Annotated in this window: 15 protein-coding genes; 4 read left to right on the top strand and 11 right to left on the bottom strand. The window is 75.0% G+C overall.

Going from position 1 to position 13,843, the window contains the following annotated elements:
• Nucleotides 1–19: 19 nt before the first annotated feature.
• From ACI79Z_RS13795 to ACI79Z_RS13760, 8 genes are all read right to left on the bottom strand, one after another.
• On the bottom strand, nucleotides 20–298 hold the full coding sequence (locus ACI79Z_RS13795; protein WP_387992996.1) for a hypothetical protein: 279 nt from the start codon (nucleotides 296–298) through the stop codon (nucleotides 20–22).
• An 89-nt stretch (nucleotides 299–387) separates the two neighbouring features.
• Nucleotides 388–804 (bottom strand): universal stress protein, encoded by a 417-nt coding sequence (locus ACI79Z_RS13790; protein WP_387992998.1) that lies wholly within the window; start codon nucleotides 802–804, stop codon nucleotides 388–390.
• Nucleotides 801–2,384 carry a tripartite tricarboxylate transporter permease gene (locus ACI79Z_RS13785; protein WP_456902945.1) on the bottom strand — a complete coding sequence of 528 codons (1,584 nt, stop codon included), beginning with the start codon at nucleotides 2,382–2,384 and terminating at the stop codon, nucleotides 801–803. Before ACI79Z_RS13785 ends, ACI79Z_RS13790 begins: the two co-directional genes overlap by 4 nt.
• Nucleotides 2,384–2,944 carry a tripartite tricarboxylate transporter TctB family protein gene (locus ACI79Z_RS13780; protein ID WP_387993003.1) on the bottom strand — a complete coding sequence of 187 codons (561 nt, stop codon included), beginning with the start codon at nucleotides 2,942–2,944 and terminating at the stop codon, nucleotides 2,384–2,386. The genes ACI79Z_RS13785 and ACI79Z_RS13780 overlap by 1 nt, the downstream gene beginning before the upstream one ends.
• Nucleotides 2,945–2,967: 23 nt before the next feature.
• Nucleotides 2,968–3,963 carry a Bug family tripartite tricarboxylate transporter substrate binding protein gene (locus tag ACI79Z_RS13775; protein ID WP_456902944.1) on the bottom strand — a complete coding sequence of 332 codons (996 nt, stop codon included), beginning with the start codon at nucleotides 3,961–3,963 and terminating at the stop codon, nucleotides 2,968–2,970.
• Between the two features lie 172 nt (nucleotides 3,964–4,135).
• A complete protein-coding gene (locus ACI79Z_RS13770; protein WP_387993008.1) occupies nucleotides 4,136–4,558 on the bottom strand; it encodes a VOC family protein in 423 nt (140 codons plus the stop codon).
• A 10-nt stretch (nucleotides 4,559–4,568) separates the two neighbouring features.
• Nucleotides 4,569–5,003, bottom strand: coding sequence for a helix-turn-helix domain-containing protein (locus ACI79Z_RS13765; protein ID WP_387993011.1), 435 nt, complete (start codon nucleotides 5,001–5,003; stop codon nucleotides 4,569–4,571).
• Nucleotides 5,004–5,104: 101 nt separating this feature from the next.
• Nucleotides 5,105–5,251 (bottom strand): hypothetical protein, encoded by a 147-nt coding sequence (locus ACI79Z_RS13760; protein WP_387993014.1) that lies wholly within the window; start codon nucleotides 5,249–5,251, stop codon nucleotides 5,105–5,107.
• Nucleotides 5,252–5,875: 624 nt separating this feature from the next.
• Here ACI79Z_RS13760 and ACI79Z_RS13755 point away from each other — a divergent pair.
• Both ACI79Z_RS13755 and ACI79Z_RS13750 read left to right on the top strand, forming a co-directional pair.
• On the top strand, nucleotides 5,876–6,763 hold the full coding sequence (locus tag ACI79Z_RS13755) for an alpha/beta fold hydrolase (protein ID WP_387993017.1): 888 nt from the start codon (nucleotides 5,876–5,878) through the stop codon (nucleotides 6,761–6,763).
• Between the two features lie 25 nt (nucleotides 6,764–6,788).
• A complete protein-coding gene (locus ACI79Z_RS13750; RefSeq protein ID WP_387993020.1) occupies nucleotides 6,789–7,358 on the top strand; it encodes a copper resistance CopC family protein in 570 nt (189 codons plus the stop codon).
• Between the two features lie 18 nt (nucleotides 7,359–7,376).
• On the opposite strand, the gene ACI79Z_RS13745 is transcribed toward ACI79Z_RS13750, so the two are convergent.
• The 3 genes from ACI79Z_RS13745 to ACI79Z_RS13735 all read right to left on the bottom strand — a co-directional run bounded on the left by ACI79Z_RS13745 (nucleotide 7,377) and on the right by ACI79Z_RS13735 (nucleotide 12,653).
• On the bottom strand, nucleotides 7,377–8,183 hold the full coding sequence (locus ACI79Z_RS13745; RefSeq protein ID WP_456902943.1) for an MBL fold metallo-hydrolase: 807 nt from the start codon (nucleotides 8,181–8,183) through the stop codon (nucleotides 7,377–7,379).
• Nucleotides 8,184–8,193: 10 nt separating this feature from the next.
• Nucleotides 8,194–11,091, bottom strand: a complete 2,898-nt coding sequence (gene uvrA / locus ACI79Z_RS13740; protein ID WP_456902942.1) for an excinuclease ABC subunit UvrA — start codon at nucleotides 11,089–11,091, stop codon at nucleotides 8,194–8,196.
• 137 nt (nucleotides 11,092–11,228) lie between these two features.
• Nucleotides 11,229–12,653: an amidase gene (locus tag ACI79Z_RS13735; RefSeq protein ID WP_456902941.1), complete on the bottom strand. Its 1,425-nt coding sequence runs from the start codon at nucleotides 12,651–12,653 to the stop codon at nucleotides 11,229–11,231.
• A gap of 48 nt (nucleotides 12,654–12,701) precedes the next feature.
• Here ACI79Z_RS13735 and ACI79Z_RS13730 point away from each other — a divergent pair, with 48 nt between their 5' ends.
• Nucleotides 12,702–13,361, top strand: a complete 660-nt coding sequence (locus ACI79Z_RS13730) for an MBL fold metallo-hydrolase (RefSeq protein WP_387993032.1) — start codon at nucleotides 12,702–12,704, stop codon at nucleotides 13,359–13,361.
• A 77-nt stretch (nucleotides 13,362–13,438) separates the two neighbouring features.
• On the top strand, nucleotides 13,439–13,681 hold the full coding sequence (locus tag ACI79Z_RS13725) for a hypothetical protein (protein WP_387993035.1): 243 nt from the start codon (nucleotides 13,439–13,441) through the stop codon (nucleotides 13,679–13,681).
• The last annotated feature ends 162 nt before the right edge of the window (nucleotides 13,682–13,843 follow it).

Here is a 13,843-nt window from a genome sequence, read left to right as displayed (position 1 = left end):
CGCCGCAGGGCGGGCGGGGTCAGCCGGCCGGGCGGGAGCGGTGCAGCGCCGGCAGGTGCACCGCCGCGACGGCGCGCCGGCCCAGGCGGACCGCGCGGCTCCCCAGCAGGAGCGCCGCGACCAGCCCGACCCCGCCGGCGAGGAAGGCCGTCACGCCGGAGACGGTCCCGGTGCCCACGGCGGACGCCACCACGGCCACGAGCCCCACGAGGACCAGCGTGGAGCGGATCCCGTCACTGGGCCGGGGCTGACCGCAGTGCGCCAGGTCGGGATCGCAGTCGGGCGTGAGCGCGCTCATGGGCGACTCCATCCATCGAGGACCCCGCCACGCCGGTCCGACGGCGTGACGTCCGTCACACAGAAGATAAGCGCAGTGACGCCCGGCGTTCAAGCCGTCGCCGCGGGCGGACCCTTCACGGCGAGGATCGGGCAGTCGACGGTGAGCAGGATCCGCTGGGCCGCGCTGCCCATGAGCAGCTTGCCGACGGCGCTGCGCCGGCGCAGGCCGATGACCAGCAGCTCCGCGCCGGTCTCGGACACCGCGTCGGCGAGCTCCTCGGCGACGTCGCGGCCGATCGGCTGGCGCAGCTCGACGGGCAGGCCGGAGACGGTGAGCTCGTCCTGCAGCCGGCGCAGCGGGGCGCCCTGCAGGTACTCCTCGTCGACCAGCGCGTCGCCGCGGCTGCTGTTGACCACGACCAGCCGGGCGCCGCGGCGGTGCGCCTCGGCCAGGGCGTGCTCGAGCGCCGCCTGCCCGCGCGGGGTGGGCACGTGCCCGACGACGACCACCGGTTGCCGGCTCACCGCTCCTCCTCCCCGTCGGCGCGCGCACCGACGCGCTCCTCCTGCCCGTGCTCGTGGTGCCGCAGCCCCTCCCCCGCCTGCAGCTCCTCCGGGGTGGAGCGGCGGCCGCGCACGGCCCGCAGCACCACCGGCAGCACCAGGGCCAGCAGCGCCAGGAACAGCACGACCCGGCTGAACCAGGTCTCGACCAGCACCCCGAGGTCGCCGCTGCTGATCGCCAGCGCGCGTCGCAGGTTGGTCTCGGCGACCGGGCCGAGGATCAGCCCGATGACCGCGGGGGCCACCGGCCAGCCGTAGCGGCGCATCACGAACCCGAGCAGGCCGAGGACCAGCAGCAGGACCAGGTCCAGCGGGTCGGCGTTGACCGCGTAGCAGCCCAGCGAGGCGAACAGCAGGATCCCGGCGTAGAGGTAGGGCCGCGGGACGCGCAGCAGCTGCACCCACACCCGGGCCAGCGGCAGGTTGAGCACCAGCAGCATGACGTTGCCGACGAGCAGCGCGGCGATCAGCGTCCAGACCAGCGAGGACTCGGTGGACAGCAGCGTCGGGCCGGGCTGGATGCCGTAGCCCTGGAAGGCGGCCAGGATGATCGCCGCGGTGGCCGAGGTGGGCAGGCCGAGGGTGAGCAGCGGGACGAGGACGCCCGCGGCCGCGGCGTTGTTGGCCGCCTCCGGTCCGGCGACGCCCTCGATCGCCCCGCGGCCGAACTCCTCCGGGTGCTTCGTGAGCTTCCGTTCCGCGGCGTAGGACAGGAACGTCGGGATCTCCGCGCCGCCGGCCGGCAGCGCGCCGAGCGGGAAGCCCAGCGCCGTCCCGCGCAGCCACGGGCCGACCGAGCGGCGCAGGTCGCGGCGGGTGAGCCAGGGCCCGGAGGCGGCCATCACCTGCACCGGCCCGCGGCGCAGCCGGGAGGCGACGTACAGCGCCTCCCCCACGGCGAACAGCGCCACCGCCACCACGACGACGTCGATGCCGTCGGCCAGCTGCGGGACGCCGAGGGTGAACCGCTCCTGCCCGGTGAGCACGTCGGTGCCGACCAGCCCGAGGTAGAGACCGACGCCGAGGGACGCCAGCCCGCGCAGCGGCGAGGCGCCCAGGACGGTGGCGACCGCGACGAAGGCCAGCACGGCGAGGGCGAAGTAGTCGGCCGGGGTGATGCCGATGGCCAGGTCGACGACGGTCGGGGCGACCAGCGCCAGCAGCAGCGTGGCGATGGTGCCGGCGACGAACGACCCGATCGCCGCGGTGGCCAGCGCGGCGGCGCCGCGGCCGGCCTTGGCCATCCGGTTGCCCTCGAGCGCGGTCATGATCGAGCTGGACTCGCCGGGGGTGTTGAGCAGGATCGACGTCGTCGACCCGCCGTACATGCCGCCGTAGTAGATGCCGGCGAACATGATGAACGCCGTCGTCGGCTCCAGCGCGTAGGTGACCGGCAGCAGCAGCGCGACGGTCATCGCCGGGCCGATGCCCGGGAGCACGCCGACGGCGGTGCCCAGCAGCACGCCGAGCAGCGCGAAGAGCAGGTTGACCGGGGTGAGCGCGTCGACGAAGCCGCCGGCCAGGTCCGCGAGGGCGCCCATCAGAACCAGCTCGTCGCCAGCTCGAGGAGGGTGCCGCCGGGCAGCGCGACGCCGAGGCCCTTGACGAACACGATCCAGACGACGACCGAGAGCACCCCGCCGGCCAGCAGCGGCCGCACGATGCCGCGGGCGCCGAGGGCCCAGGCGACGAGCGCGAACATCAGCGTGACCGCCAGCGGCCAGCCGATGACGTTGATGAGCAGCGCGTGGCCGAGGAACGCGACGGCGATGACCCCGACCGCAGCCCACGACGTCGGGGCGTCGGGGTCGACGTCCTCGCTCTCGTCGGAGGGCCCGCGGTCCCCCTTGAGCACGCGGAAGCCCAGCCCGAGCGCGGTGGCCAGGACCACCCCGCCGACCAGGTACGGGAAGAAGCGCGGGCCGATGGCGTTCGCCGAGCCGGGGACGGCGATGTTCGCGGCGTCGAGGACGAGGTAGAGCCCGAGCGCGCCGAGCAGGACCACCATCGCCAGCTCGCCGCGGCTGACCCCGGCCGGCGGCGGGGCGGGGTGCCGGGACTCCGCGGCGTCGTGCGTGCCGGTGGCGTCGGCGGTGGACACGTCCGGGTCCGGCGACGCGCCGCTCACTGCACGAGCCCGATCTGCTCCAGGATCGCGCGCACCCGCGCCTCCTCGTCGGCCAGGAAGTCGCCGTACTCGTCGCCGGTGAGGAGCAGGTCGTCCCAGCCGTTGGTCTCGACCGCCTCGGCCCACTCGGGGGTGTCGTGGACGTCCACGACGAGCTGCGTGAGGTCCTCGCGCGCCTCCTGCGACATCCCCGGCCGGGCCATGAGGCCGCGCCAGTTGGAGACCTCGACGTCGAAGCCGGACTCGACCAGGGTCGGGACGTCGGGCACCTGGTCGGACCGCTCGGCCGTGGAGACCGCGAGGCCGATCAGGTCGCCGGTGCGGACCTGCTCGCCGTAGTCGGTGGGGCCGGAGATGCCGGCGGCGACCTGGTTGCCGAGCAGCGCGGCGAGCGACTCACCGCCGCCGGAGTAGGCGATGTAGTTGACCTGCCCGGGGTCGATGCCGGCGGCCTCGGCCAGCAGCCCGGCGAGGATCTGGTCGGTGCCGCCGGCCGAGCCGCCGGCGATGGGGGTGCCGGCCGGGTCGGCGGCCCACGCCTCCACGAAGCCCCGGATGTCGGTGTAGGGCGCCTCGGCCGGGGCGACGATGAGCTCGGTCTCGCCGATCAGCCGGGCGATCGGCGTGACGTCGGACAGCCGGGTGGCGGAGTCGTTGGTGTCGACGGCGCCGACCATGACCAGGCCCATCATCATGAGCAGCGCGTCGTCGGTCTCCCGGGCGAGCTGGCCGAGGCCGATCGTGCCGCCGGCGCCCTCGACGTTGAACACCTGCACGTTGCGGGCCAGGCCGCTGGTCTGGACGACCCGCTGGAAGACGCGCGCCGTGGTGTCCCACCCGCCGCCGGGGCTGGCCGGCGCCATCAGCCGCAGCCGGGAGAGGTCGCCGGGCTGGACGACGGTGCCGGCGCACCCGCCGAGTGCCCCGGCCGCGGCCGCCAGCGCCGGGGCGGCCACCGTCCCGGCGAGGAACGACCTCCGGCTGAGCGGCACGGACGGCCTCCCCTCGGTGGTGACGGCGGTCACACCGGACGCTAGACCCGGCCGGAGGCGCGGTCGAGCCGGCGGACCCGGACGTGCGGGTTCCGCGGCCGACCCCTGCCGGCTCCGTGACGGCCGGGCCCGGGGACCGCGACGCGGTCCCCGGCGGGCCCGGCCGGCGGGGTCACGCCGAGGGCGGCGGGGTCATCTGGGCGATGCGGACGGAGTTGCCGAACGGGTCGCGGAAGCCGAAGTCGATGCCGTAGGGCTGCACCACCGGCTCCTCGGGCAGGTCGACGCCCTTCTCCTTGAGCGCGGCGTGGGTCTTGTGCGCGTCGTCGGTGGTGAGGAACAGGTGGCCGCCGCCGGCGCCCTTGGTGACCAGGTCGCGCACCGTGTCGGCGATCTCCGGGCTCACCGACGGCGGGGCGGGCCGCTCCAGCAGCACCGCGTGGCCGGGGTCGCTGGGCAGGACGACGGTGAGGAAGCGCATCGGCCCGAACTGCTGGTCGGTCTGGACCTCGAAGCCCAGCTTGCCGACGTAGAAGTCCAGCGCCTGGTCCTGGTCGAGGACGTAGAGGGAGGTGATCGAGATGGAGGTCAACATGCCGACGACGCTAGGGGCGGGCGTCGGCGGCGGGCTTCTCCGGAACTGCTGTCTTCTCGCTGGGCCGCAGCCAGCGCATGCCGAAGCAGGAGGGCACCGGCGCCAACGGCCCGCGCCGCCGGTAGACGCTCGGAGGCTCCCCCACGACCTCGGCGAAGACCCGGCTGAAGGTGCCGAGGCTGGAGAAGCCGACGGCCATGCAGATGTCGGTGACCGTGCGGTCGGTGCTGCGCAGCAGGAACATCGCCCGCTCCACCCGCCGGCGCTGCAGGTACCGGTGCGGCGTCTCGCCGAAGGTCTCCTTGAAGGTGCGGATGAAGTGCGCCTCGGAGACGTGCGCGATGCGGGCGAGCGCCGGGACGTCCAGCGGTTCCCCGTAGGAGCGGTCCATCTCGTCCCGCGCCCGCAGCATGCGCCGGTTGGAGTCCTCGCTGGCCCGGCTCACGGGGGCAGCATCCCAGGGTCTCGACGGGATCCTGACCCACGACGGCGGCACGTCACTCCGCGGAGGGCCGTCCGGGGGCGCCGGGGGCTCGGGCTACCCGTTCACCCCACGAGCCGGCGGCACCGCGGGCACGGGTCGTCCGCCGCGCGCCAGGGGGCCTCCAGCACCTGCACGATCGCGCCGCAGAGCGCGACCTCGTTCTCCCCCGTCAACTCCTCCGCGCTGCGGTGCACCTCGACGGCGTGCACGAGCCCCGTCTCCCCGCCCGGACTCATCCGCGGCGGCCAGCAGGACCGCGGCCGGCCGCACAGGAGGCTCGCGCCGGCCGCACTGACTGTTCGGTCAGTAATCACAGTCCCAGCGTGCCCTGGATCACATCCGGCCGCGCCTCGGACGATGCCGTCTTGTTACCGTGGTGCCGTCCTTTCTGCTCAGCGGCTCGGGCGCCTCGTTCTTCGAACGCATGAGCGCTCACGTGGACGACGTGGTGACCGCCCCGGTGCCGGTGGCGCCGGCGGTCGGGCTGTCGTCCGGGCCGCTGGGTGCCGCGCAGGCCGCCGACCGGGAGATCGCCCGGTCGACCGCCCGACCGCCGCGCCCGACCTGGCCGGCTGCTGCGCCCGCCACCACCGCAGCGAGCACCGGGCCCCCGGCTGGCGGCACCGCCCGGCCGCCGACGGGGCCCTCACCGTCACCACCCCCACCGGCCTCACCGCGACGACCACCCCACCGCCCCGCCGAGGCGGGACCCCGGGGCGAGGCGCGTGTGCGACCCGGAGCGTTGACCGGTCCCGGACGCCGCGGACACGATGACGGGCGCACGCCCTGCATGGCCGACCTGCCGCGCGCCGGCCCGAGCGACGGGAGCGACCATGGCGGACACGGGAACGATCACGGTGCCCCACCTCGGCACGTCGACCATCGGCTACCGGTTCGGCCGGCCCTACGACCCCTCGCTCCCGACGCTGGTCCTGGTCAACTCCTTCAGCACGTCCGCCGACCTCTACCGGCCCCAGTTCGCCGACGAGGACCTCGCCGCCACCGCCAACCTGCTCGCGCTCGAGCCCTACGGCCACGGCCGCACCCGTGCCTCGTACGAGCAGTTCACCTACTGGGACTCGGCCGTCGCCGACCTGCAGGTCCTCGACGCGCTGGGCATCCCCGAGGCCTTCGTCCTGGGCACGTCACAGGGCGGGTGGGTGGCGGCCCGGATGGCGATGCTGGCGCCACGCGTCGTGACGGGCATCGTCCCCCTGGGCACCTCGATGGACCACGAGAGCCCGCGCAGCCGCGACCTGGGCTGCTGGGACGGCGTCGCCTTCTGCACCCCGGCCATCGACGCGCTCGCCGAGGAGGTCGGGCACGACTGGGCCGTCCCGGTGGAACTGGTCGACGCCGTCCTCGCCGAGGGGCTCGGCGAGGACGTGTCCCCGGCCGAGCGCTCGTTCTGGCACGAGACGCACCAGCAGAACTACAGCGGAGACGACGGCCGCCGCCGTCTCCGGCTCTCCAGCATCAACCTGCGCGACCGCGACGGCCTGCACGGGCGCCTGGACGACGTGCGGTGCCCGGTCCTGTGGATGCACGGCACCGAGGACACGGTGTACTCCGTCGCGAACGCCGAGCAGGAGATCGGGCTCTTCACGAGCAGTGCCGACGCCGAGCTGCGGGTCGTCGACGGCGGCCGGCACTTCCTGAGCGCCTCGCACCCCGCCGAGGTCGATCGGGCGACGATCGACTTCATCCGGCGCTGGACGTAGCGGCGCCGCCCTCCCCGAGGCCCTCGTGCCGACCGTCCGCGGACCCACGATCCCACCGCGCCTGCTCCTCACGGCGCTGCTGGCCCTCGGGCTCGCGCTCGCGGCGCCCGGCACCGCGTCGGCGCACCCGCTGCTGCTCGCCACCGAGCCGGTCGCCGACAGCACCGTGATGACGACCCCGCGGGCGGTCACCCTGACCTTCGCGGCCCGGCCGGCGGGCGGCGAGGTCACGGTCACGGGGCCGGACGGCGCATCCGCCGGTGCCGGCCCGGTCGTGCTCGACGGCGCCGTCCTGGTCGCGCCCGTCGCCCTCACCACGGCGGGCCGGCACACCGTCACCTGGTCGGCGGTCTCCGACGACGGCCACCGGCAGCGCGGCGTCTTCGTCTTCTACCACGCACCCGCGGCACCGCCGTCCCCGCTCGCGCCGGCCGCGAGCACCCCGACGCCCCCCGCCGGCGAGCCCGCCCGCACCGGCACGGCGTCCGGCGCCGACGACGGCGGCGCACCGGCCCGGGCGGTACCCGTCCTGGTGGCCGTCGGGCTCGCGACCGCCCTGGCCGCCGCGTTCCTCGTGCGGCGCGGACGCCGCTGAGGCGCGACGCGACCGGCCTCAGTCCGCCTGCTCCCACCGCCCACCCGAGCGGGTCACGCGGCCACGCGCCGGCTGCGGGGAGTGGGCGCCCACGCCGGACGTCCCCTCCTCCCCCAGCTCCCGCCACAGCCGCCGCCGGGTGCGGTGGGCCAGCGCGGCGTCGACGTCGCCCATCGACCGCCGGCCCGGCTCGGCCAGCTGCACCGGGCAGGTGACGGCGTCGCCGAGCAGCACCAGGCGCTCCCCGCCGGAGGTCACCGACACGGGCGGGTGCCCCGGCGTGTGCCCGGGCGTCAGCCGGGCGTCGATCCCGGGCGTCACGGTGGCGTCCTCCGCGAGCGGGCGCAGCCGCGCCGTCCCGGCCCAGCGGCGGAAACCGGTGCGGACGTGGCCGGCCATCTCCCCCGGCCCGTCGACGAAGTGGGTGCCGTCGGCGGCGACGAACCAGATCGTCGCCCCGGGGGACCCCGGCTCGCCGTCGGGCCCGAACAGCCAGCCGACGTGGTCGGCGTGCAGGTGCGTGCACACGACGTCGGTCACGTCGTCCTGGCGCACGCCGAGCGCCCGCAGGCCGGTCGGCAGCTGCCCGCCGGCGAGCAGCATCCGGTCCGGCAGGGACTGCGCCTCCGGCCCCGTGCCGGCGTCGACCAGGACGACCCGGCCGCCGGTGCGGACGACGAAGCAGCCGATCGGCAGCCACGCCGCGTCGTCCCGGTCGAACAGCTCCGGGTGCGCACCGGGCGGGACGTCCCCGCCGAAGCAGCTCCGGCGGGCGACGGACGTCCCGCCCGCGACGGCGTCGACCCGCACCGTCCCGACGCGCACCCGGTCGCGCTCAGCTCGCGCGCTTGCGCGTGGCCCGCTTCTTCGGCCCGGCCGCCGCGGCCTCGATCGCCGCGGGGTCGAGCAGCGGCACCAGGTACCGGCCGGTGTGCGACTCGGGCACCGACGCGACGAACTCCGGCGGCCCCTCGGCCACGACCGTGCCGCCGCGGAACCCGCCCTCGGGCCCCATGTCGATCAGCCAGTCGGCGCTCTTGATCACGTCGAGGTTGTGCTCGATGACGATGACCGAGTTGCCCTTCTCGACCAGGCCCTGCAGCACCTGCAGCAGCTTGCGGATGTCCTCGAAGTGCAGGCCGGTGGTCGGCTCGTCGAGGACGTACACGCTGCGGCCGTTGGACCGCTTCTGCAGCTCGCTCGCCAGCTTCACCCGCTGCGCCTCGCCGCCGGACAGCGTCGTCGCCGGCTGGCCGAGCCGCACGTAGCCCAGGCCGACGTCGGTCAGCGTGCGCAGGTACCGCGAGATCGAGGGGATCGCGGCGAAGAAGTCCGCGGCCTCCTCGATCGGCATGTCGAGGACCTCGGCGACCGTCCTGCCCTTGTAGTGCACCTCGAGCGTCTCCCGGTTGAACCGGGCGCCCTTGCACACCTCGCAGGGGACGTAGACGTCCGGCAGGAAGTTCATCTCGATCTTGAGGGTGCCGTCGCCGGAGCACGCCTCGCAGCGCCCGCCCTTGACGTTGAAGGAGAACCGCCCCGGCTGGTAGCCGCGGATCTTCGCCTCCGACGTCTGCGCGAACAGCTTGCGGATCTGGTCCCACACGCCGGTGTAGGTGGCCGGGTTGGACCGCGGCGTCCGCCCGATCGGCGACTGGTCGACGTGCACCACCTTGTCCAGGTGCTCGAGCCCGGTGACCGTGCGGTGCCGGCCCGGCACCATCCGCGCCCGGTTCAGCTCGTTGGCCAGGACCGTGTAGAGGATGTCGTTGACCAGGCTGGACTTGCCCGAGCCCGACACCCCGGTGACGGCGACCAGGCAGCCCAGCGGGAACGTGACGTCGACGCCCTTGAGGTTGTGCTCGCGGGCGCCCTTGACCACCAGCTCGCGCCCCGGCGTCGGCTGCCGCCGCACCTTCGGCACGGTGATCTCCATCCGGCCGGACAGGTACTGCCCCGTCAGCGACCGCTCGCTGGCCATCAGCTCCGACACCGGCCCGCTGACGATCACCTCGCCGCCGTGCTCACCGGCGCCCGGGCCGATGTCGACCACCCAGTCGGCGGTCTTGATCGTGTCCTCGTCGTGCTCGACGACGATGAGCGTGTTGCCCATGTCCCGCAGCCGGACCAGCGTCTCGATCAGCCGGGTGTTGTCCCGCTGGTGCAGGCCGATCGACGGCTCGTCGAGCACGTACAGGACGCCGACCAGCCCGGAGCCGATCTGCGTGGCCAGCCGGATCCGCTGCGCCTCGCCACCGGCCAGCGTGGCCGCCGGCCGGTCGAGGGACAGGTAGTCCAGGCCCACGTCGACGAGGAACGACAGCCGCGCCTGGATCTCCTTGAGCACGCGGTCGGCGATCGCCCGCTCGCGCTCACCCAGCTCCAGGGCACCGAGCCAGTCGGCCGCCTCGCCGATCGACAGGCCGGTCACCTCGGCGATCGAGCGGCCGTTGAGCTTCACCGCGAGGATCTCCGGCTTGAGCCGGGTGCCGTGGCACACGGGACAGGGCACGTCGCGCATGTAGCCCTCGTACTTGTCCCGCATGTAGTCGCTGTCGGTGTCCTCGTGCCGGCGCTCGATGAACGGCAGCACGCCCTCGAACGCGGCGTAGTAGCTGCGCTCGCGGCCGTAGCGGTTCTTGTAGCGGACGTGCACCTGGTCCGGGGAGCCGTGCAGGACGGCCTTCTGCACCCTCGCCGGGAGCGCCTCCCACGGGGTGTCCATGGAGAAGCCCAGCTGGTCGGCCAGCCCGGACAGCAGCCGCTGGAAGTACTCGTTGCTCATCGACCCGGCCCACGGGGCGATCGCGCCCTGCGCCAGGCTCTTCTCCGGGTCGGGGACGACGAGGTCGGGGTCGACCTCCTTGCGCGTCCCGATGCCGGTGCACTCCGGGCAGGCGCCGAACGGCGAGTTGAACGAGAACGAGCGCGGCTCGAGGGCCTCGAACGACAGGCCGTCGTCGACGCAGGCCAGGTGCTCGGAGAAGGTCCGCTCGCGCTCCGGGTCGTCCTCGGGGAGGTCGACGAAGTCCAGGACGACGAGGCCGCCGGCGAGGCCGAGCGCGGTCTCGACCGAGTCGGTGAGGCGGCGCTTGGCGCTCTCCTTCACCGTCAGCCGGTCCACGATCACCTCGATCGTGTGCTTCTCCTGCTTCTTGAGCTTCGGCGGCTCCGTCAGCGGGTGCACCACGCCGTCGACCCGGACGCGGGAGAAGCCCTGCGTCTGCAGCGAGCTGAACAGGTCGACGTACTCGCCCTTGCGTGCCCGCACGACCGGGGCCAGCACCTGGAACCGGGTGCCCTCCTCCATCGACAGCACCTGGTCGACGATCTGCTGCGGCGTCTGGCGGGCGATCGGCTTGCCGCAGTTGGGGCAGTGCGGCTGGCCGGCGCGGGCGTAGAGCAGCCGGAGGTAGTCGTAGACCTCGGTGATGGTGCCGACGGTCGACCGCGGGTTGCGGTTGGTCGACTTCTGGTCGATCGACACCGCGGGCGACAGGCCCTCGATGAAGTCGACGTCGGGCTTGTCCATCTGGCCGAGGAACTGGCGGGCGTAGGCCGACAGCGACTCGACGTAGCGCCGCTGGCCCTCGGCGAAGATCGTGTCGAAGGCCAGGCTCGACTTGCCCGACCCGGACAGCCCGGTGAAGACGATCAGGGCGTCGCGGGGCAGGTCGATGTGGACGTCCTTGAGGTTGTGCTCACGGGCGCCGCGGACGACGAGACGGTCCAAAGTGATCCCTGTCGGTCAGCCGGGCCGGCCGGTCTCGCCGGGCCGCGGTCAGTGTGTCGAGATGTCGATACGGACAACGCCGTCACTGTCCGCGCGCAATCCGTGACGACGGCGACGTTGCCGCCGGGTGGGGGTGCTCAGACGGAGGCCGGGGACGGCGCTCGGGCGGGGTCGAACACCGGGGCGTGACGGCGCCAGGGCGCGCGTCGCTCCAGCTCTCCGGCCAGCCAGAGTAGTCGCGTCTCGCTGCCCGGGGGGCCGACCAGCTGGACCGCCAGCGGCACCCCCTCCTCGCGCGTCCCGGCGGGCAGCACGACCGCCGGGACCCCGGCCAGGTTCCACGGCCAGGCCCACGGCGCCCACCGGTTGTCGGCGTCGAAGTTCGCCAGGAACCCCCGCTCGTGCCACGGCCGCGCCGGCAGCGGCGGGCCGTTGGTGATCGGGGTCAGCAGCACGTCGAGGTCGTCCTCGGCGAAGAACGCCGCCGTCCGCTCGCGGAACCGCTCGGCGGTCGCCGGCCGGACGAGACCGGCCCGCCGGGCCAGCCGGCCGAGCCGGGCGTGGGTGCGGCTGCGCGGCTGCAGCGCCGCCCGGTCCAGCCCGAGCGCCGTGGCGTCGTCCTCCGCGCCGGCCAGCCAGCGGGCGGTCGCACCGAAGACGGCCCCCCACGGGACCACCGGGGCGCGCTCGACGACGACGTGCCCGGCGCCGCGCAGCAGCCGCGCCGTCCGCTCGACCGCCCCCAGGGCGGTGGCGTCGGGCCGGGCCCACGGCAACGGGGAGCGGCGGCCGACGGCGATGCGCAGCGGCCGGCCCGGGTCGGCCGCCGACCAGTCCAGGTCGGCGTCCTCCCCCGCCAGGACCGCGGTGCCCAGCGCGACGTCCTCGACCGTCGTGGCCAGCACGCCGTTGACCGCCATGCCCGACCAGTCGTCGGCGCCGATGCCGCCGGGCAGCACGCCGCGGCCGGGCTTGAGGGTGACCAGGCCGCACGCGGCGGCCGGCAGCCGCAGCGAGCCCATCCCGTCGTTGCCGTGCGCCAGCGGGACCGCTCCCGCGGCGACCGCGGCGGCGCTGCCGCCGGAGCTCCCGGCCGGGGACAGCGCGGTGTCCCACGGGTTGCGGGTGACCGTGCCCGGCCCGTCGGTGGCGGCGTAGAGGCACAGCTCCGGGACCCGGGTGATCCCGACGACGACGGCGCCGGCGGCGCGCAGCCGGGCGACGACCTCGTGGTCGGCGTCCGCGGTGATGGCGTGGGCGGCGCAGCCGTCGGTCACGGTCTCCCCGGCGACGCCGACGTTGTCCTTCACCGCCACCGGGACGCCGGCCAGCGGCAGCGTGGCCCGGCGCGGGTCGGCGTCGACGGCTGCCGCCTCGGCCAGCGCCTCCTCGGCGCGGACCACGCGGAAGGCGCCGATCCGGGGCTCGACGTCGGCGAGGTGGGCCAGGTGCGCCCGCACCACCTCGACCGCGGACACCTCGCCCGCGCGCACGCGCCCGGCGAGGACGGAGGCGGGCAGGCCGACGAGCCGGGCGCCGCCCGGAGCTCCGCTAGCGTCCATGCGGGCGACCGTAACCGCGCTCGCCGACAGTTCTCGAACGGAGGCCCGATGACCTACACCGGCGACGTCGAGGTGGGTGGCCCGGCCGACGTGCGGGAGCTGCCCGGGCTCACGATCAGCAAGGTCGCCGTCAGCGAGATGGCCAACAACGCCTACCTGCTGCGGGACACCGCCACGGGCCAGGCGCTGCTCGTCGACGCCGCCGCCGAGCCCGACACGCTGCGCGCCCTGATCGGCGACGCCGACCTGCGCACCGTCGTCACCACGCACGGGCACTGGGACCACCACCGCGCCCTGCCCGACGTCGTCGCGGCCACCGGGGCGCAGACGGTGGCGCACGCCGCCGACGCCGGCGACCTGCCCGTGCCGGTCGACCGGACGGTCGCGCACGGGGACACCGTCGCCGTCGGCGAGCAGGTGCTGGAGGTGGTGCACCTGCGCGGGCACACGCCCGGCAGCATCGCGCTGGTCTGGCGGGGCCCGGAGGGCGCCGGCACGCACGCCTTCACCGGCGACAGCCTCTTCCCGGGCGGCGTCGGCAACACCTGGGAGGACCCCGAGCGGTTCGCCAGCCTGATCGACGACGTCGAGCAGCGGCTGTTCGCCGTCCTGCCGGACGACACGTGGGTCTACCCCGGCCACGGCAGGGACACGACGCTGGGCGCCGAGCGGCCGTCGCTGCCGGAGTGGCGCGCCCGCGGCTGGTGACCTGCTGCGGAGGCCCTCCCGGTGCGACCATCCGTGCAGGCCAGGACGGCCGGCAGCGGGTCACGAGGAGGCCTCCGATGCACTCCCAGGCGAAGCAAGAGGCACAGGACGCCCTGTTCACCGCGATCAGGGACCAGGCCGAGAAGAACATGCGGTCCGCGATGCGGCCCGCGGAGAAGGCCGCGCTCCTGCGCCGGCTGGCGGAGGCCTACCGGCTCACCGCCGGGGGCCCGATGCCCGACACCCCCACGCGCCGATCGGTCCCCGCACCGCGCAAGGCCGCGGACGACGGGGCGCCCGCGCGGACACGCACCGCCTGACCGGCGCCCGTCCCCGGCGTCGGCGCGCGACCTCGTCGAGGACGGCGGTCGGCGCCCGCCGCAGGGCGGCGACGGGGACGGTGACCGGCGCGGTCACCGCTGCCGCGTGCGGCTCCACCGGGGCGCTCCTCGTCCTCCGGGGGTCCCGCAGGACCCCCGGAG

Source organism: Geodermatophilus sp. SYSU D00663 (genome assembly GCF_054050655.1).
This window is presented reverse-complemented; position numbering and strand designations above follow the sequence as displayed.